This is a genomic window from Marinobacter salinexigens, assembly GCF_008370345.1.
Classification (GTDB): Bacteria; Pseudomonadota; Gammaproteobacteria; order Pseudomonadales; family Oleiphilaceae; genus Marinobacter; species Marinobacter salinexigens.
In genome coordinates this window covers 1-23,563 of record NZ_VTUU01000006.1, presented here as the reverse complement: position 1 = coordinate 23,563, position 23,563 = coordinate 1, and the positions used below count along the sequence as shown (strand labels likewise).

Annotated in this window: 20 protein-coding genes; 16 read left to right on the top strand and 4 right to left on the bottom strand. The window is 57.3% G+C overall.

Annotated elements, in window-relative coordinates; translation table 11 throughout:
* Together FWJ25_RS12925 and greB are read right to left on the bottom strand one after the other, a co-directional pair.
* Positions 1 to 282, bottom strand: a complete 282-nt coding sequence (locus tag FWJ25_RS12925) for a hypothetical protein (protein WP_149600677.1) — start codon at positions 280 to 282, stop codon at positions 1 to 3.
* Positions 283 to 561: 279 nt separating this feature from the next.
* Complete coding sequence (gene greB / locus FWJ25_RS12920; RefSeq protein WP_149600676.1) at positions 562 to 1,041, bottom strand: transcription elongation factor GreB; 480 nt, start codon at positions 1,039 to 1,041, stop codon at positions 562 to 564.
* Between the two features lie 233 nt (positions 1,042 to 1,274).
* Here greB and FWJ25_RS12915 point away from each other — a divergent pair, with 233 nt between their 5' ends.
* Entirely contained in the window at positions 1,275 to 1,742 is a 468-nt protein-coding gene (locus FWJ25_RS12915) for a hypothetical protein (protein ID WP_246166823.1), read from the top strand.
* Between the two features lie 13 nt (positions 1,743 to 1,755).
* Here the strand turns inward: FWJ25_RS12915 and FWJ25_RS12910 are convergent, their stop codons facing one another.
* Together FWJ25_RS12910 and FWJ25_RS12905 are read right to left on the bottom strand one after the other, a co-directional pair.
* Entirely contained in the window at positions 1,756 to 2,067 is a 312-nt protein-coding gene (locus FWJ25_RS12910) for a site-specific integrase (protein ID WP_149600675.1), read from the bottom strand.
* A 131-nt stretch (positions 2,068 to 2,198) separates the two neighbouring features.
* Positions 2,199 to 2,459: an acyl-CoA-binding protein gene (locus tag FWJ25_RS12905; RefSeq protein WP_149600674.1), complete on the bottom strand. Its 261-nt coding sequence runs from the start codon at positions 2,457 to 2,459 to the stop codon at positions 2,199 to 2,201.
* 293 nt (positions 2,460 to 2,752) lie between these two features.
* On the opposite strand from FWJ25_RS12905, the gene tssB reads away from it, so the two are divergent.
* The 15 genes from tssB to tssI all read left to right on the top strand — a co-directional run.
* Positions 2,753 to 3,247 (top strand): type VI secretion system contractile sheath small subunit, encoded by a 495-nt coding sequence (tssB, locus tag FWJ25_RS12900; protein WP_149600673.1) that lies wholly within the window; start codon positions 2,753 to 2,755, stop codon positions 3,245 to 3,247.
* 66 nt (positions 3,248 to 3,313) lie between these two features.
* Complete coding sequence (gene tssC / locus FWJ25_RS12895) at positions 3,314 to 4,816, top strand: type VI secretion system contractile sheath large subunit (protein WP_149600672.1); 1,503 nt, start codon at positions 3,314 to 3,316, stop codon at positions 4,814 to 4,816.
* Between the two features lie 3 nt (positions 4,817 to 4,819).
* Positions 4,820 to 5,248: a type VI secretion system baseplate subunit TssE gene (gene tssE / locus FWJ25_RS12890; protein ID WP_149600671.1), complete on the top strand. Its 429-nt coding sequence runs from the start codon at positions 4,820 to 4,822 to the stop codon at positions 5,246 to 5,248.
* A gap of 255 nt (positions 5,249 to 5,503) precedes the next feature.
* Entirely contained in the window at positions 5,504 to 7,276 is a 1,773-nt protein-coding gene (gene tssF / locus FWJ25_RS12885) for a type VI secretion system baseplate subunit TssF (RefSeq protein WP_149600670.1), read from the top strand.
* The gene (gene tssG, locus FWJ25_RS12880) at positions 7,240 to 8,256 is read left to right on the top strand and encodes a type VI secretion system baseplate subunit TssG (RefSeq protein ID WP_149600669.1); all 1,017 of its coding nucleotides are present in this window, start codon (positions 7,240 to 7,242) and stop codon (positions 8,254 to 8,256) included. The genes tssF and tssG overlap by 37 nt, the downstream gene beginning before the upstream one ends.
* A 27-nt stretch (positions 8,257 to 8,283) precedes the next feature.
* Positions 8,284 to 9,453 carry a type VI secretion system-associated FHA domain protein TagH gene (gene tagH / locus FWJ25_RS12875; RefSeq protein ID WP_149600668.1) on the top strand — a complete coding sequence of 390 codons (1,170 nt, stop codon included), beginning with the start codon at positions 8,284 to 8,286 and terminating at the stop codon, positions 9,451 to 9,453.
* A complete protein-coding gene (gene tssJ / locus FWJ25_RS12870) occupies positions 9,450 to 9,983 on the top strand; it encodes a type VI secretion system lipoprotein TssJ (RefSeq protein ID WP_149600667.1) in 534 nt (177 codons plus the stop codon). The genes tagH and tssJ overlap by 4 nt, the downstream gene beginning before the upstream one ends.
* Complete coding sequence (tssK, locus tag FWJ25_RS12865; RefSeq protein WP_149600666.1) at positions 9,983 to 11,317, top strand: type VI secretion system baseplate subunit TssK; 1,335 nt, start codon at positions 9,983 to 9,985, stop codon at positions 11,315 to 11,317. The genes tssJ and tssK overlap by 1 nt, the downstream gene beginning before the upstream one ends.
* A gap of 3 nt (positions 11,318 to 11,320) precedes the next feature.
* Entirely contained in the window at positions 11,321 to 12,130 is an 810-nt protein-coding gene (icmH, locus tag FWJ25_RS12860; protein ID WP_149600665.1) for a type IVB secretion system protein IcmH/DotU, read from the top strand.
* Between the two features lie 11 nt (positions 12,131 to 12,141).
* Positions 12,142 to 14,730, top strand: a complete 2,589-nt coding sequence (tssH, locus tag FWJ25_RS12855; RefSeq protein WP_149600664.1) for a type VI secretion system ATPase TssH — start codon at positions 12,142 to 12,144, stop codon at positions 14,728 to 14,730.
* Positions 14,731 to 14,784: 54 nt separating this feature from the next.
* Positions 14,785 to 16,350 (top strand): sigma-54 interaction domain-containing protein, encoded by a 1,566-nt coding sequence (locus FWJ25_RS12850; RefSeq protein WP_149600854.1) that lies wholly within the window; start codon positions 14,785 to 14,787, stop codon positions 16,348 to 16,350.
* Positions 16,351 to 16,388: 38 nt separating this feature from the next.
* Positions 16,389 to 16,970: a type VI secretion system-associated protein VasI gene (gene vasI, locus FWJ25_RS12845; protein WP_246166821.1), complete on the top strand. Its 582-nt coding sequence runs from the start codon at positions 16,389 to 16,391 to the stop codon at positions 16,968 to 16,970.
* Between the two features lie 25 nt (positions 16,971 to 16,995).
* Positions 16,996 to 18,429, top strand: a complete 1,434-nt coding sequence (tssA, locus tag FWJ25_RS12840; protein WP_149600663.1) for a type VI secretion system protein TssA — start codon at positions 16,996 to 16,998, stop codon at positions 18,427 to 18,429.
* A 28-nt stretch (positions 18,430 to 18,457) separates the two neighbouring features.
* Positions 18,458 to 22,054 (top strand): type VI secretion system membrane subunit TssM, encoded by a 3,597-nt coding sequence (gene tssM / locus FWJ25_RS12835; RefSeq protein WP_149600662.1) that lies wholly within the window; start codon positions 18,458 to 18,460, stop codon positions 22,052 to 22,054.
* Positions 22,055 to 22,128: 74 nt separating this feature from the next.
* On the top strand, positions 22,129 to 23,563 hold a 1,435-nt coding region (tssI, locus tag FWJ25_RS12830; protein ID WP_149600661.1), incomplete at its 3' end, for a type VI secretion system tip protein TssI/VgrG.

The following is a 23,563-nucleotide window of genomic DNA, read 5'->3' as shown; positions in this document are numbered from 1 at the left end:
TTACTGGCTGGCGCGGAACCGGTTTACACGGGCCAGCACAGGGCTGATAACCGCATCGGCCCTGCTCTCCACAAACTGCACTACGTGTTCAAGTTGAGAACGGCGACGATCCACCTTGGCCTGGATGCTGTCCCATTCTCCCTCCAGGTGTTTCTGTTCTGCCATGAGAAAAGCCGCAATATTGTGGCGGTTTACCTTGCCGGTGATGCCAAACTGGTCGAGGCGATAACCTAGGTTATCCACGCCTTGAAGCGCGATGTTGATCAGTTTCTGTGTATTCATTAAGCACTCTCCGTGAATGGGTAGGGTATTGGAATCTTCCCTCAAAACTACTGGCAGTCACTAGAGTGTTCAACCTAATTCCAGTCGGTGAGAGAGCAATGAAAGCCTGACCAAAAGGTAATTCGCAGGCCACTCCCGTGTAACCAGAGATATGGAGAATGGGCAGTGTAGTAAAGGAAGTTGGCAGCAAAGGCTGCTTGCTTCTCCCTCCAGCACAGCGCTAGCCTTGCCCCGTTTTTACGGGGTTTTTTTATGTCAGGATGCCGATGGGGTGAACCATCATGATGAAGGCTGGTAGCGGATCTCATCGATCACCCAGAGTTTCTCGGATTCCGGTGTTCTGACCAGGATTTCGTCATCCACGGACTTCCCCAGGCAGGCTCGGGCAACGGGGGCATTGATCGACACATAATCCCTGGCGCCATAGATCTCGTCGGTACCCACGATACGGAACAACATGCGATTGTCGTCATCGTCAACAAGGGTCACCCAGGCGCCAAAAAATGCCTTTCCTTCCTGAACCGGGTTGTAGTCCACAACACGGAGTTTGGATAGCCGATTCCTGAGGTACCGTACCCGTCGGTCGATCTCCCGCAGGCGCTTCTTGTTGTATTGATAGTCCGCATTCTCCGAACGGTCCCCGAGACTGGCTGCCCACTGAACTTTTTTGGTGGTCTCAGGCCGTTCCTTTCGCCACAGATCATCCAGCTCCTGCTTCAGTGCTTCGTAGCCTTCTCGGGTGATAACGTTGGTATCCATGGGGACCTCTGATCTGTATGCCGGGCGGCGGTGTATACCGTAAAAACATCATACTGCACAAATGGATATGGAGAGAACGGTCGCGATGGCTCGGGTGTTTCTGCAGACTGAGAGGGTCACCCTGACGACCAGTGACAGCCGTCACAGAACCGTCGATTTTATGGGCAAACTGTCGTATCCGGCGATAAACTGATCAAAAAATGTCAGGTAGGCTTGGTTTGGGCAGGGTGTTGATGATGGTTAGCAGTTCAGGTTTTTCTGCAAAAGAATGCTTTTTCTCCCGCTCCGTTGTGGCGTTGTTGGTGACGTCGGTATGGGGAAGTGCGCCGGTATTGGCTGAAGGTGCGGAACATAATGCCGGGGACGCGTTTGGGTATCAGGAGCGTTCCACCATTGAAAACATCCCCTTCCAGTCTGTCGAAGAAGAGGCTCTGGCAAATACCGTGATTGAAGGTGGGCTTGCCGCACCGGCTGCCGGGGTACCAACCTCGCCCACAGGTGACGATGACTTTTACCTGGATCCTCTGGCGTTGCAGCCAGGAGACAGCCGAACTGATCTGGGGCGCTCGGAAGTTCCGGCGGAGTTTCGTTTCAGCAATCCGAAGTCAATCCCCGGGCAGTCCCACAGCAACAATTACGTGATACGCCCGCCCGAGAACCGCAATTACGATGCGCTGAACATCAACATGACGGAACGCTGAGTGGTCGTCGACCTCAGGCAGCAGCAGGACCGTTCAGCGAGGTTTTCCCCAACACATCTTCATAGAAAAACACCAGTGCCTGATTCGCCTGATTCAGCCGTGCCCGTGATACCCGGATGCGGTCGCTGAGGTAGGCGAGGAACTGCTGGCGGTCTTCGCTGGCCAGGGATTCAGGGTCTTTCATGTCGTGGAACAGCACGAAACGGGTAATCCAGTGCAGATAATTCTGCTCCGCCCGTTGGTTGAGCTGTTGATTACGGATGGCAACTCTGACGCGGCCAATCAGGCCTGGCTGGGATTGTTCCAGCGCCTCAGTAATGTCCATTGAAATACTCGCGGTATGAATTTTTGTTGTTATCTTGGTGGCATATTATGACAAATTGTTGAATGCCGCAAAACTTTGCCGAAACTGCATAGGCAGGAGACCCCGGTCATGGGAACCGGGGCCGGAAGGACTTACTTCAGGGATTCAAGCTTGTCGATATAGCGTTGCATGGCGGTGTCGCTGTCTGTGCCCTTGAGCTTTTCCCAGGCGTCATACTTTGCACGGCCAACAAAATCCATCATGCCGGGGCGCTTGCCGGACACATCGCCGTCAGTCGCCTGCTTGTATAGCGCGTAGAACTCAAGCTTCAACTCGTTGGACGGTTTGAAGTCCCCTTCGGCGGTCTGAATATAGTTGACCGCTTCGTCAAACCGGGCTTTCAGGTCACTCATTGTGCTCTCCTTGGTATGTGCCTTGGTATTGGTCATTTATCCTGCAATTATGGTGGCGAGTATAGCCGCCGTCTGCGTGGCCGTCATTGACTGAACCGTCCTTGGGGCCAGTAAGAAACGACAGAACGGCACTGTTTGGCAAAAGCTTGCCTCTACGCACAATCCGAGATTTTGCTGGCCAGTTTTTGCTTGAGAATGCCAAACGAGGGGTGTAGAGTTTTGCGCGTTGCGTGCCAGGACGGTGCGTACAAGGGATTGAACAACTGCAAATGATTTGCACAGGGAGCAAGCGCATGTCTTCTAAAGACGGTTCCGTCGCGCCTAAAGAGCGCATCAATATCAAGTATGTCCCCGCCACAGGTGATCAGCAAGCTGAAGCCGAGCTGCCGCTGAAAATGTTCGTTGTTGGTGATTTTAAGGGACACGCCGAAGAAACCCCCATCGAAGACCGCAAGGCCATTTCTGTCGATAAGAACAACTTCCGTTCTGTCATGAAGGAAGCCGGCCTGAGCCTTACCACGACAGTCTCCAACAAGCTGGAAGAGGGCGCTGACGACTTGCCGGTGAATCTTGAAATCCAGTCCCTGGATGATTTTTCACCGGACAGTGTTGCCCGCCAGGTCCCCGAACTGAAGAAGCTGATTGAGCTGCGCGAAGCTCTGGTTGCGCTTAAGGGACCGCTGGGTAACGTGCCTTCGTTCCGTTCCAAGCTACAGGCGTTGCTGGATAACGACGAAGCCCGGGACAAGCTGCTGGCTGAACTGGAACTGGCCACAGACAGCGAATAATCCGAATCCGCCGCCTGGGAGCGGTGTTCAACATCGAAGATCAATAACGTACTGAAGGGATGTGGTATGTCTGATACTGCTGTGCAGCAATCTGCTGCCTCCGAATCCGTGGGTGATGCTATCCAGTCAGGAGCCGAGGGCTCCCTGCTTGACCAGGTTATGGCCAACAGCCGGATGGCGCCTGCGGATGAAGGATATGATGTGGCCCGAAAGGGCGTGGCGACATTCATCGCCAACTTGCTGAAGAGCGATGAGAAGGGACAGCCGGTCAACAAGGCGCTGGTTGACCAGATGGTGGTGGAGCTGGATCGCAAGATCAGCGCCCAGATGGATGAAATTCTGCACGCACCGGAGTTGCAGGAACTGGAGTCGTCCTGGCGGGGCCTGAAGCTCATGGTCGATCGCACAGACTTCCGTGAGAACATCAAGGTGGATATTCTGCACGCCACCAAAACGGAGCTACTGGAAGACTTCGAATTTGCACCGGACGTAACCCAGACGGGTTTCTACCGGCATATCTACTCCACGGAGTACGGCCAGTTTGGCGGTGAACCGGTCGGTGCGGTTGTCGGCAACTACGCTTTCACGCCTTCAACTCCGGATATGAAACTGCTGCAGTATGTGTCGTCCGTAGGCGCTATGGCTCATGCACCGTTTCTCTCCTCGGTAGCGCCTTCGTTTTTCGGGGTCGACAGCTATCAGGAACTGCCTGCGATCAAAGAGCTCAAAGCGGTTTTCGAAGGCCCGAAATACGCCAAGTGGCGTGCGCTCCGTGAATCTGAAGATGCCCGTTACCTGGGCCTGACCTCGCCGCGTTTCCTGCTCCGTGTGCCATACGATCCCACGGAAAATCCGGTTCGCAGCTTCAGCTATAAAGAAGACGTATCCGCCGACCACGAGCATTATCTGTGGGGCAATACCGCCTATTTGCTGGCAACCCGACTGACCGAGAGTTTCGCTAAATACCGATGGTGCCCGAACATCATTGGTCCCCAGAGCGGCGGTGCGGTCGAAGACCTTCCGGTGCATGTGTTCGAGTCTTTTGGTCAGCTGGAATCAAAAATCCCGACCGAGGTTCTGATCACCGATCGTCGCGAGTACGAGATGGCTGATGAGGGCTTTATCGCCCTGACGATGCGAAAAGGCAGCGATAACGCGGCGTTTTTCTCGGCCAACTCGGTCCAGAAACCCCGGCAGTTCCCGAACACCAAGGAAGGCAAGGAAGCGGAAACCAACTACAAGTTGGGCACCCAACTGCCGTACATGATGATCGTGAACCGCCTGGCTCACTACATCAAAGTGCTTCAGCGCGAGCAGATTGGCTCCTGGAAGGAGCGCCAGGATCTGGAGCGGGAGCTGAACACCTGGATTCGCCAATACGTTGCCGATCAGGAAAACCCGCCAGCGGATGTCCGCAGCCGACGTCCGTTGCGTGCAGCTCAGGTGACGGTGTCCGATGTTGAAGGCGATCCGGGCTGGTATCAGGTTTCACTCGCTGTTCGCCCCCATTTCAAATACATGGGTGCCAACTTCGAGCTGTCGTTGGTAGGTCGTCTGGACAAGGACTAACCGGTGTTTGGCGATGACACGCTGAACCGGGGCGGCAGCCTGTTTGAACGCCTGGAACAGGCTGCCGAACCTGTAGGCCAGAGCATGGGGGACACGCCCCATGTGGTCGAGTCCATCAAACGACATCTGGTTCGTTTGCTGAACGCCCATCCGGGTAACAGTGCCAGCGTGCCCGGCCTGGGGTTGCTGGATTTCAATGATGCAACTCTGGGTACCCATGACCTGAGCATTCAGATCCGGTCGGCGATCCGTAAGTGCATTGAGGACTATGAGCCTCGGGTGAGTCGGGTGGATGTCGTTGCTTTGCCCCAGGGGCCTGACCCTCTGCAGCTGCGGTTTCAGGTGACGGTCTATCTCAGGGTCCGATCAGACGACGACAAGACGACCATTGATTTGTTATTGGATGACAAGCGCTACTACCGGGTGATGTAACGCCGCAGTAGCTAAAGACAAGGATGAGAGCGGTAGCCGGACAGGCTCCCAAAAGTGTGCGGAGCCATGGATGGCTGAGCCCAAGCGCCCCAGGGATGGGCTTGAGCGTCTTTTGGGAGCCTGCCCGGATACTGCTCGGAGTCAAAGGGGATGACGACACTTTTCTTCTGGGAAAAACAACTCGCTGCGCTCAGACATTTTTTTCCCGCCAGAAAAGCGTCCTCATCCCCTTTAATCAGGCATTGGTGTTGTTCCATGAAGTTGAATCGGTTTTACAGGGATGAGTTGAGCTTTCTGCGATTGCAGGGGCGGGAGTTTGCGGAGGCGCATCCGCAGCTTACCCGGTTCCTGTCGGAGCAAAGCACAGATCCGGATGTGGAAAGATTGTTGGAAGGCTTCGCTTTTCTGACAGGTAAGCTCCGGGAAAAAGTTGAGGATGAATTTCCCGAGCTGACCCATTCCTTGCTGAACATGCTCTGGCCGAACTATCTGAGGCCGGTTCCCAGTTGCACCATCATGAAGTTTGATCCGCAGCTGCACACCATCAGCGAGCGTCAGCGGGTGGATCGACACACCGAGATCAAGAGCCGTCCGGTGGGAGACAGCACCAGACAGACTCAATGCCGTTTCCGGACCTGCCGGGTGGTGGATGTGTTCCCTGTCAGTGTGGCCGATGCCTATGCGGAGCATTCCAGGGAAGTCTCCTCGGTCAGCGTGGATCTTGCACTGCATACGGACCAACCATTGAACGCTCTGGGTCTGGATAGTCTTCGCTTTTATCTGGGTGGTGACGACTACACAGCGGAAACGCTGTATCTCTGGCTCAATCACTACCTCACCGGTATCGAGCTCATGGTTGGTGATTCAACCTATCGACTGCCGGCTTCGTCGTTGCGGCCGGTAGGCTTTGCCAGTGATGAGGCATTGTTGCCATATCCGAAGAATGCTTATCCCGGATACCGGATTTTGCAGGAGTACCTGAGCTTTCCCGAGACATTCCGCTTTATTGATGTTGTCGGGCTGGGAACACGGCTACCGGCGATTCAGGCCGATGAACTGAGTGTGCGTTTCCACTTCAGCCGGATTCTTCCGCCGGAAGCCAAAGTACGAAAGGAGAGCTTGCAGCTTTACTGTACCCCCGCGGTGAATCTGTTCAGCCACGAAGGCGAACCGGTGGATCTGAACGGGCGTCAGACAGAGTACCGTATTTCACCCTCAAGCAGGTCCCCCGATCACTTCGAAGTATTCAGTGTCGAGCAGGTGGAAGGCTGGCTGGAAGGTCGCTCGGGGCGGGGGGAACCAAGAATCTACACGCCGTTCGAGAGCTTTCAGCATGAAGTGGAACGGGACCGTGGGCGGACCGCACTGTATTACCGGACCCGGGTTCGTGAAAGTGTACGGGGCGACGGCTTTGACCATTACATGGCGTTTGTCCGCGGCGATGAAAGTGAGTGCCTGAACAGGCAGGAAGCGGTTTCCCTGACCCTGATTTGCACCAACCGGCAGTTGCCGCATCAGCTGGCGGTCGGCGAAATATCGATGGCGACAGAAACCACGCCTTCGTTCGCGTCGTTCAGCAACATCACCCGGCCGACCGCAACATTGCGGCCCACGCTGGATGGCAGCCTGCTGTGGACGCTGATATCGAACCTGTCCCTCAACTATCTGTCAATGCTGGATGTGGATGCCCTGCGTACCGTGCTGAGGGTTTATGACTTCCGGGCACTGGTGGACCGGCAGGCAGAGCGGATATCGCAAAAACGACTGGCGGGTATCTCCGGTATCACCACACGGCCGGTAGACAGAATGGTTCGAGGACTGCCCGTGCGGGGGATCGCTTCGGAACTGACGCTGGACGAGAGTGGATTTGCGTCGGAAGGAGATCTTTACCTGTTTGGCACGGTGCTTAGTCAGTTTTTCGCACTCTACGCGAGCATCAATGCGTTTCACCAACTGGATGTGGTGAATACAGAAAACCAGGAACGGTATACATGGACGTTACAGCAAGGTCAGCAGCCGCTGATGTAGCCGGGCTGCAACCCGTTCTGGGTAATGCGCGGCGATACAGCTTCTTTCAGTTGGTGGACCTGATCCATCGTCACCATGGCGATGATCTGGAGCAGGGTGGCGGTGATCTCGCCCGTCAGGAGCGTATCCGCTTCTCGGCCTCAGCGGGGCTGGGTTTCCCCGGAAGCGATGTGGTGTCGGCCCTCTCTCCGGAACATGAACACGCGCCGTATCAGATGGAGGTAAGTTTCCTGGGCCTGCACGGTTCGCAGTCCCCTCTACCTGGCTATTACCTGGAGGATCTGGCCTGGGAAGCGGGGCAGAATCTCGGTGTGCGGCGGCACTTTCTGGATTTCTTTAATCATCGTCTGGTTACCCTGTTTCATCGTGCGTGGCGCAAGTACCGGTATTACGTCCGTTTTCAACCCGGTGCTTCGGACGGCTTTTCTGACCTGATTTTTGCCCTGGTCGGTCTGGGCGATGCCCGGTTGCGGGAAACTACACCGGTGAACTGGTCAAAGATGCTTGCCTATGCAGGGTTAATGGCCGGCCGGAGCCGTTCCCCGGATGTTGTGAGCGGCATGGTCGCGCACTGCTTCGACCTTGAAGATGTGAGTATTGAGCAGTGGGTGTTGCGCAAGGTCGGGATTGATTCGTCCCAGCAAACCCGGCTGGGCAGCCGCAATGCAACGCTTGGGCAGGACACTCTAGTGGGTTCGCAGGTTCGGGACCGCAGCGGTAAGTTCATCCTGCGTATCCGAAACCTGAGTCGCCAGCGTTTTGCCGATTTTCTGCCGAACGGACGGGAGCACAAGCGGTTGCTGAAACTGGTGGAGTTCACCACCCGTGAACAGCTGGCCTATGACCTTGAGTTACAGATGCGGCCCCGTGACATCCGGCCGATGCAGTTGGGCGAGGATGTCCGGCTGGGATGGAACTCATTTGTGACACCGGAACGGGCCCGAGAGCGTCCGGCGGTGCGGATCCAGATACGCCGGTAGCCAAGCCGGAGAACAGGGAAGTTGACTATGGAAAGGCATCCAGCAGTAATTTTGAAACTGACGGTCACCAATCCGACAGCCATGGGTGGTGGCGCCGCAGTCGAGTACTGTTTCGACGCGGCCGGCGGATCCATTGGCACGGCCGCCAATGATACCTGGCAGCTGTCATCCCATCGCACCGGTGCGGTGCCCGGGCATGCCGAGGTGCGGTTGGTAGAAGGCGACTTCTGCCTGATTGATCGCAGCGGCCGTACTTATATCAACAGTGCCAGCCAGCCAGTCGGCCGTGGCCGTCGGGCGAGGCTGAATCACGGCGACACGCTGGCGATAGGTCGTTACCAGATTCGTGCAGAACTGACCGGGTCGGCATCCGGCCAGCTGTACGATGATGTTCCTCCGGACGATGACCGCCTGATTAATGGGCAGATGGATGAGTTGGCCCGGGCGCGGGTGCGGGATGCCGTGCCGGGTGGCTGCGAACCGTTGGAAGGCATCGGCGAGGTAACGCCGGAACCTGACAGCGATGATCCGATGACATTGTGGCCCGAAGGCGCCATTCCCTTAGAGAAGCCCGGAACCTATAGCGCACGAGAGGAAAAAAGTCGTCAGTACATCAGTGCAGCACCGTTGATACAGGGCATGGATTGTGACCTGGAGGTTGCTGACAGCAACGATATGCTGCTGTTCCTGGTAGAAGCCGGACAGACGCTCAAAGCCGTCATTGACGGGCTGAGTGAAATGCACCGGGATGAAGACAAACACCACCGGGCATTGCGGACCCGACTGCAGCCCATCGAGGATAACCCCCTGCGCCTCGGTGACTCCTATGAGGAGACGGTTCAGACCCTGTTTGCCGGTCAGCGAAGCCCTGTACATCTGTCTGCCCCCGCCGCCGTAAGGGAAAGTCTGGAAAGCCTCGATCTGCATCAGCAAGCGACCCGGGTTGCCATCAGCGAAGCGCTTGATGCGATTCTGCATGCCTTTTCACCAGAGGCCCTGCTACGCCGGTTTCATGGCTATCGCCGGGGCCTGAGGCAGAGCGAGGACGAGGGGCGCTGGGCGTGGGATATGTACCAGCACTATTACCGGGAGCTGAGTTCCAGCCGTCAACAGGGGTTTGAACGGCTGTTTCAGGAAGTCTTCGATCAGGCTTATGACCAACATTTACGCCAACTACAGAGGGAGAATCTGAAGTGAAGACCTGCAAATGGAGCTTGCTGGCCATCGTATTTGTGCTTGCGGGATGCAGCACGCCATACAACGCGGTGACCAAAACCGCCAAGGTGCTGTGGGATCCGGATATTCCGGTGGGCTATCCGGAGGATCTGCCCAGCAGGGTGGATCTGACCATGGTGGCAGAGCCAGATGTGAATCCCAACGAGGCGCTGGCGCCTACACCTATCGCCTTCCAGATCATTGAAATGCGGGACAGCTCACTGCTGATGGCGGGTGATTTCGATTCGCTGCTCAATGACGTCGAAGATTCCCTGGGGCAGAACTATGTGGACCACAGCGACTACTCGCTGGTGCCCGGCCAGTTCAAATTTGTGGAACCGTTTGAAATCAGTGACGACACCCGCTTCATCGGGATTATTGCTTTTTACGCCTATCCCAACCTGTCCCAGTGGAAAAAGGTGGTGAAGGTGGACCCCATCGGGGGCCGTTACCATCTGCTGGTCAACCTGCGTGAGCGGGAAGTTCAACTCAGACGTTCGGATGAATCCTGATGGCTGTCAGTAACCGTGTAGTCTGGAGTGATGGGTTGTTCATCAAGCCCCAGCACTTCCAGCAGCAGCAACGATACCTCGAACACCAGATCAATGAACGGGTCCTGGCGGTGTCGGATTACCTCTATGGCTTCAGTGACCTGGAACTGAATGCGGAATATCTGAGTTTCGGAAGGGTGGGGCTGGTCCGGGGCGCCGGGCTGTTTCCGGATGGCACCCGATTCAACCTGCCGATTGATGATGTCATGCCGGAGCCGCTGGAAATCAGCGATGCCTCTGTGGCAAATCAGGTGGTCTACCTGGCGTTGCCCCTGGGCAGTGACAGCCTGGCAGAAGTGGAGTGGCCAGAGGCAGCGGTAACCGGGCGGTTCAAAGCCCAGAGTGCGGAAGTCAGGGATTTGCACTCGATCGATGGTGATGCCCACAGCATTGATGTTGCCCAGGTCGCACCAAAACTGATGCTCGAGCAGGAAGACCGCAGTGCCTACGCCGCCCTGGCGATAGGCCGGATTCTGGAAAAACGCCCGGACGGCAGTCTGGTGATGGACCCAAACTTCATGCCCACCATGCTCAGTGTGCGGGCAGCTCCGAGGCTGCAGCGCTTTGTCGGTGAGATGGCCGGATTGATGAGGGAACGGGCCCGTAACCTGGCCGAGAGAGTCGGTGCACCGGGCCAGACAGGGGTGGCTGAAGTATCGGACTTCATGTTGTTGCAGACCCTCAATCGCTGCCATCCCCGGTTTATGCATCTGGCCCGTTTGCGTCAGTTACACCCGGAGCGACTGTTTGAAGCATTGCTTGAGCTTTGCGGTGAACTGGTGACCTTTACGGATGAAACCCGCCTGCCTCAGGAATACACCGCCTATGACCATGATCTTCCGGAAGCCTGCTTCAGTCCGCTGATGCAGGTGCTGCGGCAGTCCCTGAGCACAGTGCTTGAGCCTAGGGCTCTGGCCATCCAGCTCCAGCAACGCCAGTACGGTCTGACGGTTGCTCCGGTTCAGGACAGCCAGTTGCTGACCGGGGCCGAGTTCATTCTGGCGGTGAAAGCGGATATACCGCTGGACGACATTCGCAAGCAGTTCACCCAGCAGTGCAAGGTGGCCTCCGTCGAGAAAATCCGTGATCTCATCAGCCTCCAGTTGCCGGGCATTCCACTTACCGCCTTGCCGGTGGCACCGAGGCAGTTGCCATACCATGCCGGGTTCGTTTACTTCCGGCTGGATGATCAGAGCCAGGCCTGGCAGATGCTGGATAACGCCAGCGGTTTTGCTTTCCACGTGGCTGGAAGCTTCCCGGGTATGGAAATGCAATTCTGGGCAATCAGGAGCTAAAGCATGTCTGATGCAGGGGTAATGGATCTGCCCGACAGAGCCGGTTTCAGTGAGTTGCTGTTTGACGACCGGGGAGGGCGCGCTTCCGTAGGCGACTCAAGTTTCGATAATGACCAGTTCCAGCTACGCGGCCTGGAAGACAATCGTTTGATAGATGCTGCTACACCTTTGCTTGGGCTGGTCATCCGGGTTCGGCGGCTGGCTAATTTTGGTGATGTGGAACGTCTTTATCAGCAGGTGGTGGACGACATCGCCGCGATCGACCGGGAGCTGATTGAGCAGGGCTATGAGCGTCCGAGCGTTGTGGCCTATCGCTATGTGCTTTGCGCCTTTATTGACGAGGCTGTTCTTGGCACCGACTGGGGTGCCCACAGTGTCTGGTCCCAACATTCCTTGTTGTCCCGTTTCCATAACGAGACCTGGGGTGGTGAGAAGGTGTTTGCCATCCTGGCCCGGATGGAGAAGGAAGCTGAGCGCTATAGGGACATGCTGGCATTTATCTATTTGTGTCTCTCCCTCGGCTTTGAGGGCCGCTACAAGGTGATGGAAAACGGCCGTGAGGAATACGACCAGATTGTCCGTGGCCTGTACGAAATACTGCATGGTCCGGACGGAGATGGAGAAATCCGGGCGCTGCCGGATGCCCTGCAAAATGTAACGCCAGCCCGCAACCGCCTGCGACGTGGTTTTCCTATGTGGGGCATGGCCGGGCTTTTTGTGCTGGCGATGGGGGGGATATTTACCCTCTACCGCGTGGCACTGGATGAACGCATCAGGGATGTACTCAGCGTTCTCGAACAATTACCGAAATAAGGATATCAACAGTGATTCGGGTTGAATTACCGGCGCTCATAGGGCGCCTGAACGAAATCTGCCGCCAGGGAATGGAATCCTCAGCGGCTCTGTGTATCAGTCGTCAGGGGGCGGAAATTACGCCTGCACACCTGCTGTTCAAACTGCTGGAAACCCCGTTTTCCGATGTCCGCCAGATCCTTGAACGCACGGATCTGAACCCACAGGAAATTCAGACACTGGTAGGGGAAAGTCTGAATGGCGAACGTCAGACTGCAGAGCCTTATCCTTCATTCTCCCCTTTGCTGATCGAGCTGCTCCAGGATGCCTGGTTGCTGGCTTCTACGGAGCTGGGGCACCCGCAGTTGCGGTCCGGTGCGATATTCCTTGCGTTGCTGATGAACGCTGAACGCTACCTGATGCCGACTGTTTGTCAGGCATTGAGTGAAATCAACCGCGAACAGCTTCGGCGCCAGTATGAACGTTTTACCGAAGGTTCTTCCGAGCGCCTGGAAATGGATGCCGAAGCGGGACAACGGACGGAGGCTCCGGTGGATATGGATCCTCTGCAGCGTTACGCCACGGATTTTACCCGCCTGGCGAAGGATCAGAAGCTGGACCCCGTGGTGTGCCGGGATCCCGAAATCGACCAGATGATCGACATCCTTTGCCGTCGCCGAAAGAACAACCCTATCGTGGTGGGTGATGCCGGGGTTGGGAAAAGTGCGGTGGTTGAAGGTCTTGCCCTGCGTATCGTGAAAGGCGATGTGCCGGAACGCCTGCGCAATGTGGAACTCTGGACGCTGGATATGGGGGCGCTGCAGGCTGGTGCTTCGGTTAAAGGTGAGTTTGAAAAACGGCTCAAAGGGGTGATTGAAGCCGTCAAAGGGTCAGCTACCCCCATCATTCTGTTCATTGATGAAGCTCATACCCTGATCGGCGCGGGTAACAGCGAAGGTGGCTCAGATGCTGCCAATCTACTCAAACCGGCCCTGGCGCGGGGAGAACTGCGAACTATTGCGGCTACCACCTGGCGTGAGTATAAGAAGTACTTCGAGAAAGATCCTGCCTTGAGTCGCCGGTTCCAGCCGGTGGCACTTGATGAACCTACGCCGGGGGAAGCAGTTCATATCCTCAGAGGCCTGCGGGGTGTCTACGAGAAGTCTCACCATGTCCTGATTGCCGACAGTGCACTGAAGGCGGCTTCTGAAATGTCCGCCCGGTATCTGTCGGGCCGGCAACTGCCGGATAAGGCAATCGATGTGCTCGACACCGCCTGCGCCCGCGTCAGTCTGAACCTCAGCACGCCTCCGCGCAGGCTCAGCCATGTGCGTAGCGAAATCCATCAGCTGTCTATGGAGCAGGAGCTGAATCATCGGGAACGGACGCTGGGTCTGGCAGTTGATGGTGAGCGGGAAGCCGAGCTGGACAACCTCATCGCTGATCTGGAGCGGGAAGCGGCAGGGCTGGAACTCTGTTGGAACGACCAGCGTGAACTGGTGGCCAGGCTAATTGAGATCCGGCAAGGCCTGCTGGACGGAGACGAAGCTACACCCGATCTGACCAGCCAGGCCGCGGCGGTAGAACAGGAACTGGCGGCGTTGCAGGCAGACGAACCTCTGGTTCATGCCCGGGTGGATGCGCGCCAGGTTGCGGAGGTGATTGCCGATTGGACCGGGGTTCCGGTTAATCGCATGACCACCGATGAGCTGGAAAAAATCACCCACCTGCCCATGTACCTCCAGACGCATATCAAGGGCCAGGACACTGCTATCAACTGTCTGCATCAGCATCTGCTGACGGCCCGGGCAGATTTGCGTCGTCCGGGCCGGCCCATGGGCGCCTTTTTGTTGGTGGGGCCAAGCGGCGTAGGTAAAACCGAAACCGTGGTGCAACTGGCGGAACTGTTGTATGGCGGTCGCCAGTTCCTGACCACCATCAATATGTCTGAATACCAGGAAAAGCACACAGTATCCCGGCTGATCGGATCACCCCCCGGTTATGTCGGGTTCGGTGAGGGCGGCATCCTCACCGAGGCCATCCGGCAAAAGCCCTATTCCGTAGTGTTGCTGGACGAAGTGGAAAAGGCGCACCCGGAAGTGCTGAACCTCTTCTATCAGGCGTTCGATAAAGGCGAGCTAGCTGATGGAGAGGGTCGCCTGATTGATTGTAAGAACGTGGTGTTTTTCCTGACCTCGAACCTGGGCTATCAGGCCATCGTCGATCATGCCGAGCAACCGGATAAGATCGAAGCAGCGCTTTACCCTGAACTCTCGCATTTCTTTAAACCGGCGCTGCTTGCCCGGATGGAAGTCGTACCGTACTTGCCGCTCGCAGACGAAACCCTGAGCCGGATTATCGGCGACAAACTCGAACGCCTGGCGGCCCAGATCCGCGAGCGTTACCAGACCGACGTGGTTCTTGAGCAAGGCCTGGTGGAAGCCATCCGCTCGCGTGCACACAGAAGCGAAAATGGCGCGCGAATGCTCGAATCGATCATTGAAGGGGAATTGCTGCCACCGGTGTCGCAGGCGTTGTTGGAGAAACTGGCAGCGAAAGAACCTGTGGAAAAAGTGACGCTGTCTGTCGATAGCAATCGATTTGCCGGAACGGTTGTTTAATTGCGCACGCGGCCAGCGCGATCTGATTTGAAAGGGACTGAAAAAATGGGACGGATGCAGATGGAACTGCACACCGGCATAGAGCTGGCAGTGGCCATGGTGCGGCAACAAACATTGCCTGCGTTGCTGAAAACTGCGACGGAGCAACTTGAGAAGGCCTTCTGGCTGACCCGCTGCTGGGCATTGGAGCTGGACCTGAGCGGGCGGCTGCTGCATTGCAGTGAACTGGCTGAGCAGGGTGAGTTTGATTGCAGTGATTTCAGTCATCCATTCAGCCATATCTTGCAGACCGGCCGGTCCCGGGAACTGTCCAGGGCAGCAAGCTATCGCCTTGACCATGCAGGTTTCCAGGCCATGTTTGATGCCAGTGATCGTCCCCGGTCACTGTGGCTTGAGCCACTTAAAGGTATAGGTGGGCGCACCCTTGGCATTCTGGTGATGTGCAGGGACGGGGCAGACTGGGAAGGTATTGTCGCGCAGCCTCTTTATCAGGGACTCAAGGAACTGCTGACTCATCAATGGGTAGCTCAGTTGCAAAGCCGTGATGATGTCTGGCAACGGCGCATGCTTAAACGCTCCCTTGACCAGCTAAACGATACAGAAACCCTGCGTAAACGCAGCGAACAGCTCTCCCGGACACTGGTCGGCAATTCTCTAGCCATGACCCAGCTCCGTGCTCAGGTGGTTCGTGCAGCCGGCAGCCGGCTGTCGGTGCTGGTTCAAGGGGAAACCGGCTGCGGCAAGGATGTGGTGGCCCGAGGTATCCATGAACTGTCTGAACGCTCGGGAGGCCCCCTTGTGATCGTCAACTGTGCCGCAATCCCGGATACCCTGTTGGAGAGCGAGCTGTTCGGGCATACCCGAGGTGCTTTCTCCGGCGCAGATCAGAACAAGGAAGGCCTGCTGGCCCAGGCCAATGGCGGCACCCTTTTCCTGGATGAAATCGGTGACATGCCCATGGCCCTGCAATCCAAGCTGTTGCGGGTTCTGGAAAGTCGGCAGTTCCGACCGCTTGGGGCGAGGGAAGAGCAGCACTCGGATTTCAGGCTGGTTGCAGCAACACATCAACCTCTGAAGCAGAGCATCGAAGAGGGTACGTTCCGGCGTGACCTCTTTTATCGCCTCAGCCAGTTTCCGCTGCGAATTGTGCCATTGCGGGAACGCCCGGAAGATCTTGAGGCCCTGAGCCGGCACTTCATTCGCTTGTATACCGATCGGGAGGGCATGGGGCCTCAGGGTATCAGCAGCCATGCGCTGCACGCACTTGGCAGCTATGGGTTTCCCGGCAATGTGCGCGAGTTGCGCAACGTCATTGAGCTGGCTTGTTTGCAGACCCCGGTGGGGGATGACATCCAGCCGGAAACACTGAGGCTGGAAGATCCGTTCGGAAACACGTTTGCCGGATTTGCGGAGGAAGTAACGCCAGACACCCTCGATGGCGTACCGATGCCCAGCGACATACGGGATCTGAAAGCCGCTGCTCAGGCTTTTGAAGCCGCGGTTATCAGGGAACGTCTGCAGCAATACGGCGGCAACCGGGCCCAGGCTGCAGAGAGTCTCGGGTTACCTAAACGGACTCTGGCTCATAAGTGTCTCAAGTACCGGGTGGCAGAGTCATGATTGGCTTCCGGAAACTGATGTCCGTTCTGGTGCTAACGATGGCATGCAACCACTCGTTTGCCGGGCAGCTTGATGAGGCCAGATCCTGCGTGCAGCACCCGGAGAGGCTGGTGCGGCTGGCATGTTTTGATGAGGTATTCGGTACACCCTTTGCGGCTCAGCCGGCCGGGGCCGTAGTGATGGCGAGTCAACCGGAACGGTGGCGACAGGCCTTTGCCCAGGCCAGTGACACCGATACGGCCATTTACCGCGATACCGGGCGGGCAGCAGGATTATTGGTGACGGTTCCGGCATTGGGCGCTCGGCCCCCGCGACCTTTACTGGTGCTGCAGTGCAGTAACAACATTACAGAACTGTCTGTGATGCTGCCTGAAGTGTTGAGTGCGGAACGGGTTCGCATCGGGCTGGATGGAATGACAGAAACCAACTGGCGGGTACGTGATGATGGGTTTGTGGTCAGTGCAGGTCGCGGATTGCCCGCGATCCAGATCGTAAAAACCGTGCTGCCAGAGCGGGATATTCGCCTGGAGGCCAGTCTTCCGGAACTGAACGACCTGATGTTTGATCTGGAAGGCTTTGCTGACGCGATACGTCCTTTGCGAGAGGCATGCGGCTGGTGATGGTGCATCGGGAAAGGAGGTCAGGGTGCAGATCATAGAGCAACATCCCTATGTTGATCAGGTGCTGGATGCGTTAACCGGCGATAACGCGGTGGGCGAATCGCTGGCGGATGACGTAACGCTGGAGTTCCTGGAAGACGAAATCATGAAAGTGGGCTCCCTGGCCCACAACGATATCGACTGGGCGAAAGTGGAATCTGAGTCGCTCAAGCTGCTGACGGATCGAAGCAAGCATCTGAAAGTGCTTGGTTTCCTTCTGATGTCGCTGCAGCGAGGGGGCAGTGGTGAGCGTTTCGCGTTATCGCTTTATCTGATGAGCCGGGTACTGGACAGCTGGTGGTCAGAAGCCTGGCCCTATCCGGGGGGGAAGGGCGCGCGGGCCCGGAACATGATGTTCTCCCAGATGTTGCAGCGGGCGGAAAAAGGTCTTGTAGGGTTGGTGTTCGATGGTGGCGCCGGTGATGGTCGTGGCTACTGCCTCACGTTGCTCGAATCACTGATCCGTCAAGCCGGTGATCTGTCCTTGCCGGATGAGTCTCTGTTTGATCTGAAGCGGGGCATCGAGAAGTTGCCTTCTGCGGAGGAAAACAAAACGGCGGACAGGGCGCCTTCGCCGGAGCCTGCACCCGACGCCTCTGCACAGCCCCGGGTGGCAACGCCGGCGGCCTCTACTGCAACTCTGGGGGCTCTGACCCTGGACCCCGGAAATGAACGGGCAACCCGGCAAAGCCTGCTGAAAGTGGCGGAGATGCTGACAACCACCGAGCCCGGAAGCCCTTTGGGTTACCGGGTGCGACGTTACGCCATCTGGCTCGGGATCACGAGTACACCACCTACCCGGGATGGGCGCCGCACAGACCTTGCGGCAATCAGCGCAGACAGGGTGTCGGAGTACCGGGAAACTCTCGAGAAATCCCCGGATCTGGCTCTCTGGCAACGTATTGAACAGAGCCTGTCTGTCAGCCCTTTTTGGCTTGACGGTCACTGGCTCAGTGCCCGGGTGGCGGCCTCTCTCGGGTATGACGATTGTGCCGAAGCGGTCCGGGAGGGGCTTCGAGGATTGCTCGACCGGTTGCCGCAATTGTCGGACCTCACATTCAACAATGGAACACCGTTTCTCGGTGGTGAAACCGAAGAATGGTTGTGGGCCGCCGCCCCTGGTGGCAGTACTGGAGAGGTGGGAGCCAGCCCCTGGGAACGTGCCTACGAGCAAGCCCGGGAGCTGCTCTCGCAATCGTGTTTCAAGGATGCCATGAAGCTGATGGAAAGCGGGTTGACCGAAGCTCGTGAACCGCGGGACCGATTCTACTGGCGGTTATCGAATGCCCGACTGCTTAGAGAGGCCGGAATGTCCGCTCTGGCGGGACAGCAGATGGATGATTTGAGGCAGCAGGCTTCAGGCCGACTGCTTGAGGACTGGGAACCCGCGCTGATCAAACAGCTCGAACGCCTGGCCTGATGAACTGGTTAAAGGATTGATTTCAGGAATGGATACCATGTGGAGAAAAGCTTTACTCATTGGGCGCTGGCTACTTCCGTACCTTCGTAATGCGGCCCCGATCACCCTTACCCTGGGCGTGATCGTCTTGCTTGTCGCAACCTGGTGGCTGGGGCCTCGCTGGTCCATCAATGGTGAATATCCGCTGGTAGCCTGGCAGATGCGGGCATTGGTGACCCTGGCAGTGGTGCTTGTGGTGGTCATGCTCTGGGGCACGGTTCTCGCCCGTCGCCTTCGCAAGGTGAACCTCGAAAAAGCAGAACAGAAACGGGAACAGGAAGATCCCATTCTGCCGATGGAACGCAGGCAGCAGAGGCTCCTCAATCGGCAACTGGCGTCACTGAAAAGCAACCTGCCCGGTCGAAACGGCGTATACCGGTTGCCGTGGTATCTGATGATCGGTCTTGAAAATGCCGGCAAAACCAGCCTGATTCAACGGGCGGGCCAGACCTACACCCTGACGAATGTAACCCGGAATAACCGGGCAGATCGGAACCCGTTCGGTTTTGACTGGTGGATTGGCGATGACGGTGTCCTGATCGACCCGGACGGAGAGCTGCTGAGCCAGAGCCAGAGCCAGGGGCAGGGAGCCAGTGCGGAAGTTCAGCAACGTCTCTGGCAGCATTTCATGGCGTGGCTCGAGCAAAACCGGTCGCAGCGGCCGCTGAATGGTGTGGTGGTTGCGGTGGATCTGGCGGAGCTGAGCATGGCCAGTGACAATGAACGTCAGGCCCGGGCCCTGATACTTAGGACCCGCTTGCGGGAACTGATGGAGAACCTTGGTTCGCGACTGCCGGTATACATCAGCTTCACCAAAATGGATCTGCTCTATGGGTTCGAACCATTTGCGCGGTCCCTCAGCAAAGAAGAAAAAGAACAGGCATTGGGTTTTACCTTTCACATTGCCAATCCGACTGAACAGGATGACTGGCTGACTGAGTTTTCCGAACAGTTTGTGAAGCTGGTTGAAGACCTGGGGCACAGGCTGCCAGCCATACTGGCCAACATCCGGGATCAGGAAGAACGCTCGGCGGTTTATTCATTTACCCGACAAATGGCGGGACTCAAACCGGTGCTTGAGAAATATCTGGCAGATCTGCTGTCTGCCGATGCGTTTTCGACACCGGCAATGGTCCGCGGCACCTACTTCACCTCCGTCATACAGGAAGGCGTTCCGGAAGATGCCTTCGTATCGGCTGCGGCGGCGAATTATCAAATGACCGGCCCCATTCAGCCTGCCCAGCGTTCAGGCCGTTCTGTCAGTCTGTTTACCCGTGACCTGTTCCCCGAAATCATCTATCGGGAGGCGGGGCTTGCCGGGGACAACCGCAGAGTTGTCCGGGGGCGTCAGCGGCGAATGGCCATGGCGAGTGTGGTAGCGCTGTGTGCCGGTGCGGGTATGACGGCTGGATGGCAGCATTTCTTTATCCGCAATGCTGATGCGGCGACGGAAGTTGAAAGCCGGGTTCAGGCCTTTGTGGATAACTGGCAGCCGGTAGGGTTCGAACCGGACAGCAGCGGACGCAATTTGCTCCAGCCGCTGGATGAGTTACGTGAAGCAACGCTGGCGTTCGGTGATCACCATGATCAGTGGCCGGTCGTCAGTGATATGGGGCTGTACCAGGGGCACCGTGTTGGTCCCCGGGTGGAGGCGTCTTATCTGGATATGCTGGCCTACCAGTACCTTCCTGCTCTCATGTTTGGCGTGATGAGCGAGATGAGCAGGGCGCCGGATGGCAGCAATGAACGCCTGGAACATTTACGGGTGCTGCGCATGTTGTATGACGCCAGTGGCCGCCGGACGGATATTGTAAGCCATTACATGCGGGATTATTGGCAGGGGCTATTCCCCGGGCAGCGGCAGATTCAGCAGAAACTGATGGGGCATCTGGAATATGCCATGGCGCATACCGACCTTGCCGGTATGGCCCGCGATGGCGATAGCACGGCTGATATGGCACTGGCGCCTTTCCGGAGCAGTGTCCAGTGGGCCCAGCATGAGCTGGGACGAATGCCGACCCCGGAAAGGGTCTATCGTGATCTGGAAACCGAAGCGGCACAGGAATTCAGTACGCCGTTTGATCTGGCTCGGGCGTCCGGGCCGGCGTTCAATACCGCATTCCTGACTGTGGATAACTTTGGCGAACCCAGGGATCCGGCGTCATCGGAACCGGACCCGCTGGTTATTCCTGCTCTACTGACCCGGGAAGGACTGGATAAATGGTTCCTGCGCCAGTCCGGTTCTGTCACGGAACTCGCCCTTGTGGATGCCTGGGTATTGGGGCGTCGCGATGATGTGAACTTCAGTGAGGCGGATGAAGCGGAACTGAGGTCACACCTGCAAACCCTATACGCGGAGCACTATGTTGAGGCATGGCGGAAGTCGCTGAGTCATCTTGATATTCCAGGGTTTGACGATCTGAATCACGGCGTCAGAATTCTTGAAAGCTTTACCGGAGGGCATCAACCTCTGGCCCAGTTGCTGAGACGGGTCCGGGAAAACACCCATGTGGCTCCCTCGGCGGAGGGCGAGGCGGCCACGGCTCTGAACGTGCTGGAACAGTCCTCCCACTTCCGTATGCTGCAAGAGATCGAGCGCCAGTTTGCTGATCTCAACCAGCTGACACGGAAAGAGGGTGACCAGCCATCGGGGCTCGATCAGATCATGGTGGTGGTGGGTGATTTGCACCAGTACCTGAGAAATATCCAGGAATCGCCAGATACCGGGAAAGCAGCATTGGCGGCTGCCCGTGCCCGAATGGGGCTGCAAGGTGCCGATCCGATTTTCACTTTGCAACGCATGGCGGAAAACCAACCCGAACCGCTCAAGCGCATGCTCAACCGGCTGGCAGGCGAAAGCTGGCGGGTTATGCTGGATCAGGCCGTCGCGCAACTGGAAAGAGAGTGGTACCGGGAGGTTTATCAGCCGTTCCAGCAGAACCTGGCGCGGCATTATCCGTTCGATCCGGATGCCGGGCGCGATGTGGCCCTGCAGGACTTCGAACGATTCTTCGGGCCGGACGGAACACTGCAGTCTTTCTACAACAACAATCTCAAGTTGTTCCTGGAGGACCATCCGGAACAGGTGGGGGATGCCAAACGGGCAGGGCTTGTCCGGCGTGACGTTCTGGCGTCACTGAATCAGGCGGAACGTATTCGTACAGCATACTTCACACGCAGTGGTTCTCTGGATGTGGAGTTTGCCCTGGAACCGTTAAATTTGTCGGCTAACAAACGACGGAGTGTCGTGAACGTGGACGGTCAGTTGGTGGAATTCAGTCACGGCCCCCGCCAGAGTATTCCTCTGGTTTGGCCCAACACCCTGAGGGATTCGGTGGAAAGCCGGATTACGCTGGTGCCAACCGAGGTGAATCGCTCACCCCGGAGCCTGTCTGAGAGTGGCCCTTGGGCACTGTTCCGCTTGCTGGATAAGGCGGATATTACCGGTGTTAGCAACAGTGCGGTGGATGTGCGTTTCCAGGTGGACGATGGAGAAATGCGTTACCGACTGCATGCAGCAAGTAATACCAATCCGTTCACCCAGGAGCTGTTGGCGGGGTACCGCCTACCCCGTAGCTTGTATTAAACTAGGCAGCCATTCGGGGTGACAGGACGTCACCCCGGACACAGGAAATCCACGAATCTTCAGGGACCGAAGACATGCCCCAGGCAAGCGGACTGCAGTTCACCGCCCGTGTTGGTGAACTTCCCCCAGACTTATTCGCCGTGGTTGGCTTTGCGCTGACCGAAGGCCTTTCCGAACTCTTTCACGGCCGACTGMAACTGGCCAGTACGGATCCCGCTATCCAGCCCTCTGATGTGCTGGAACAACCTGTAAATCTGGTGGTGTGGCAGGACGGCATTCCCCTTCGTCGCTTCACCGGCGTGGTCAACGAATTCGCCCGGGGCGATACCGGCCACCGAAGAACCCGCTATGAACTGGTGATCCAACCTCCGCTGTGGCGCCTGGGCCTGATGCACAACAGCCGCATCTTCCAGACCCAAAACACCGACACCATCGTACGAACCCTGCTCGAAGAGCGGGGCATCGTGGACACCGTCTTTGACCTGAAGCGTTCCCCGGAGGAACGGGAATACTGCGTCCAGCACCGGGAGAGCGACCTGGATTTTATCAGCCGGCTGGCGGCGGAAGAAGGCTGGCACTATCGTTATCAGCACGGCAGCGTGGATGGCGAAACCCAGCCCGGCTTGATCRTCGCCGATCACCACGGCGATGCCCCCAGACTGGACAACGTGGCCTACAACGCCAAAGCCGGTGGTAGCACAAAGCAGCCCTGCGTATTTCGCTTTAGCTATCAGGAGCGAGTTAAAGCTTCCTCCGTCGCCATGAAGGACTACACCTTCAAAAATCCCGCCTACGCCCTGATGCATGAACAGGCCAGTGGCAACCTGAACCAGCGGGACGATTACCAACACTACGACTACCCGGGCCGCTTCAAGGCCGACGCCTCGGGCCAGCCCTTCACCCAGGCAAGGCTGGACGCCCTCAGAAACAACACCAGCACCGCCAACGGCGAAAGCAATCGACCGGACTTCACCGCCGGGGCGAAAGTGGAACTCACCGACCACGACACCGAGACCCTGAACCGGGAATGGCTGCTCACCGCCATCACCCACACCGGCAAACAGCCCCAGGCTTTGGAAGAAGAGGGTGGCAGCGAACCCACCACCTACCACAACGAATTCAGCGCCATCCCGGCAAACAAAACCTGGCGCCCCATCTGCGAACACCGTCCCCTGATGGACGGCCCCCAGATGGCCCTCGTGACCGGCCCGGAAGGGGAAGAAATCCACTGCGACCAGTACGGCCGTGTGAAAGTAAGGTTCCCGTGGGATCGATACTCGCTCAACGACGAACACAGCAGCGCCTGGCTGCGCGTAGCTCAGGGCTGGGCCGGAGGCCAGTACGGCTTCATGGCATTGCCGAGAATCGGCCACGAAGTGATTGTCTCCTTCCTGGATGGCGACCCGGACCAGCCGATCATCACCGGCCGGACCTACCACGCCACCAACACACCGCCGTACGCGCTGCCGGAACACAAAACCCGGACCACCCTGAAAACCCAGACCCACA

What these genes read in the sequence shown, in the direction of transcription:
- tssF (WP_149600670.1), top strand. Translation starts at nt 5,504, where the DNA reads ATGAAGTTGAATCGGTTTTACAGGGATGAGTTGAGCTTTCTGCGATTG.
- FWJ25_RS12910 (WP_149600675.1), bottom strand. Translation starts at nt 2,067, where the DNA reads ATGGACATTACTGAGGCGCTGGAACAATCCCAGCCAGGCCTGATTGGC.
- tssM (WP_149600662.1), top strand. Translation starts at nt 18,458, where the DNA reads ATGGATACCATGTGGAGAAAAGCTTTACTCATTGGGCGCTGGCTACTT.
- tssK (WP_149600666.1), top strand. Translation starts at nt 9,983, where the DNA reads ATGGCTGTCAGTAACCGTGTAGTCTGGAGTGATGGGTTGTTCATCAAG.
- vasI (WP_246166821.1), top strand. Translation starts at nt 16,389, where the DNA reads ATGGCATGCAACCACTCGTTTGCCGGGCAGCTTGATGAGGCCAGATCC.
- tssG (WP_149600669.1), top strand. Translation starts at nt 7,240, where the DNA reads ATGGACGTTACAGCAAGGTCAGCAGCCGCTGATGTAGCCGGGCTGCAA.
- FWJ25_RS12905 (WP_149600674.1), bottom strand. Translation starts at nt 2,459, where the DNA reads ATGAGTGACCTGAAAGCCCGGTTTGACGAAGCGGTCAACTATATTCAG.
- tssC (WP_149600672.1), top strand. Translation starts at nt 3,314, where the DNA reads ATGTCTGATACTGCTGTGCAGCAATCTGCTGCCTCCGAATCCGTGGGT.
- icmH (WP_149600665.1), top strand. Translation starts at nt 11,321, where the DNA reads ATGTCTGATGCAGGGGTAATGGATCTGCCCGACAGAGCCGGTTTCAGT.
- FWJ25_RS12925 (WP_149600677.1), bottom strand. Translation starts at nt 282, where the DNA reads ATGAATACACAGAAACTGATCAACATCGCGCTTCAAGGCGTGGATAAC.
- FWJ25_RS12915 (WP_246166823.1), top strand. Translation starts at nt 1,275, where the DNA reads ATGATGGTTAGCAGTTCAGGTTTTTCTGCAAAAGAATGCTTTTTCTCC.
- tagH (WP_149600668.1), top strand. Translation starts at nt 8,284, where the DNA reads ATGGAAAGGCATCCAGCAGTAATTTTGAAACTGACGGTCACCAATCCG.
- greB (WP_149600676.1), bottom strand. Translation starts at nt 1,041, where the DNA reads ATGGATACCAACGTTATCACCCGAGAAGGCTACGAAGCACTGAAGCAG.
- tssB (WP_149600673.1), top strand. Translation starts at nt 2,753, where the DNA reads ATGTCTTCTAAAGACGGTTCCGTCGCGCCTAAAGAGCGCATCAATATC.
- FWJ25_RS12850 (WP_149600854.1), top strand. Translation starts at nt 14,785, where the DNA reads ATGCAGATGGAACTGCACACCGGCATAGAGCTGGCAGTGGCCATGGTG.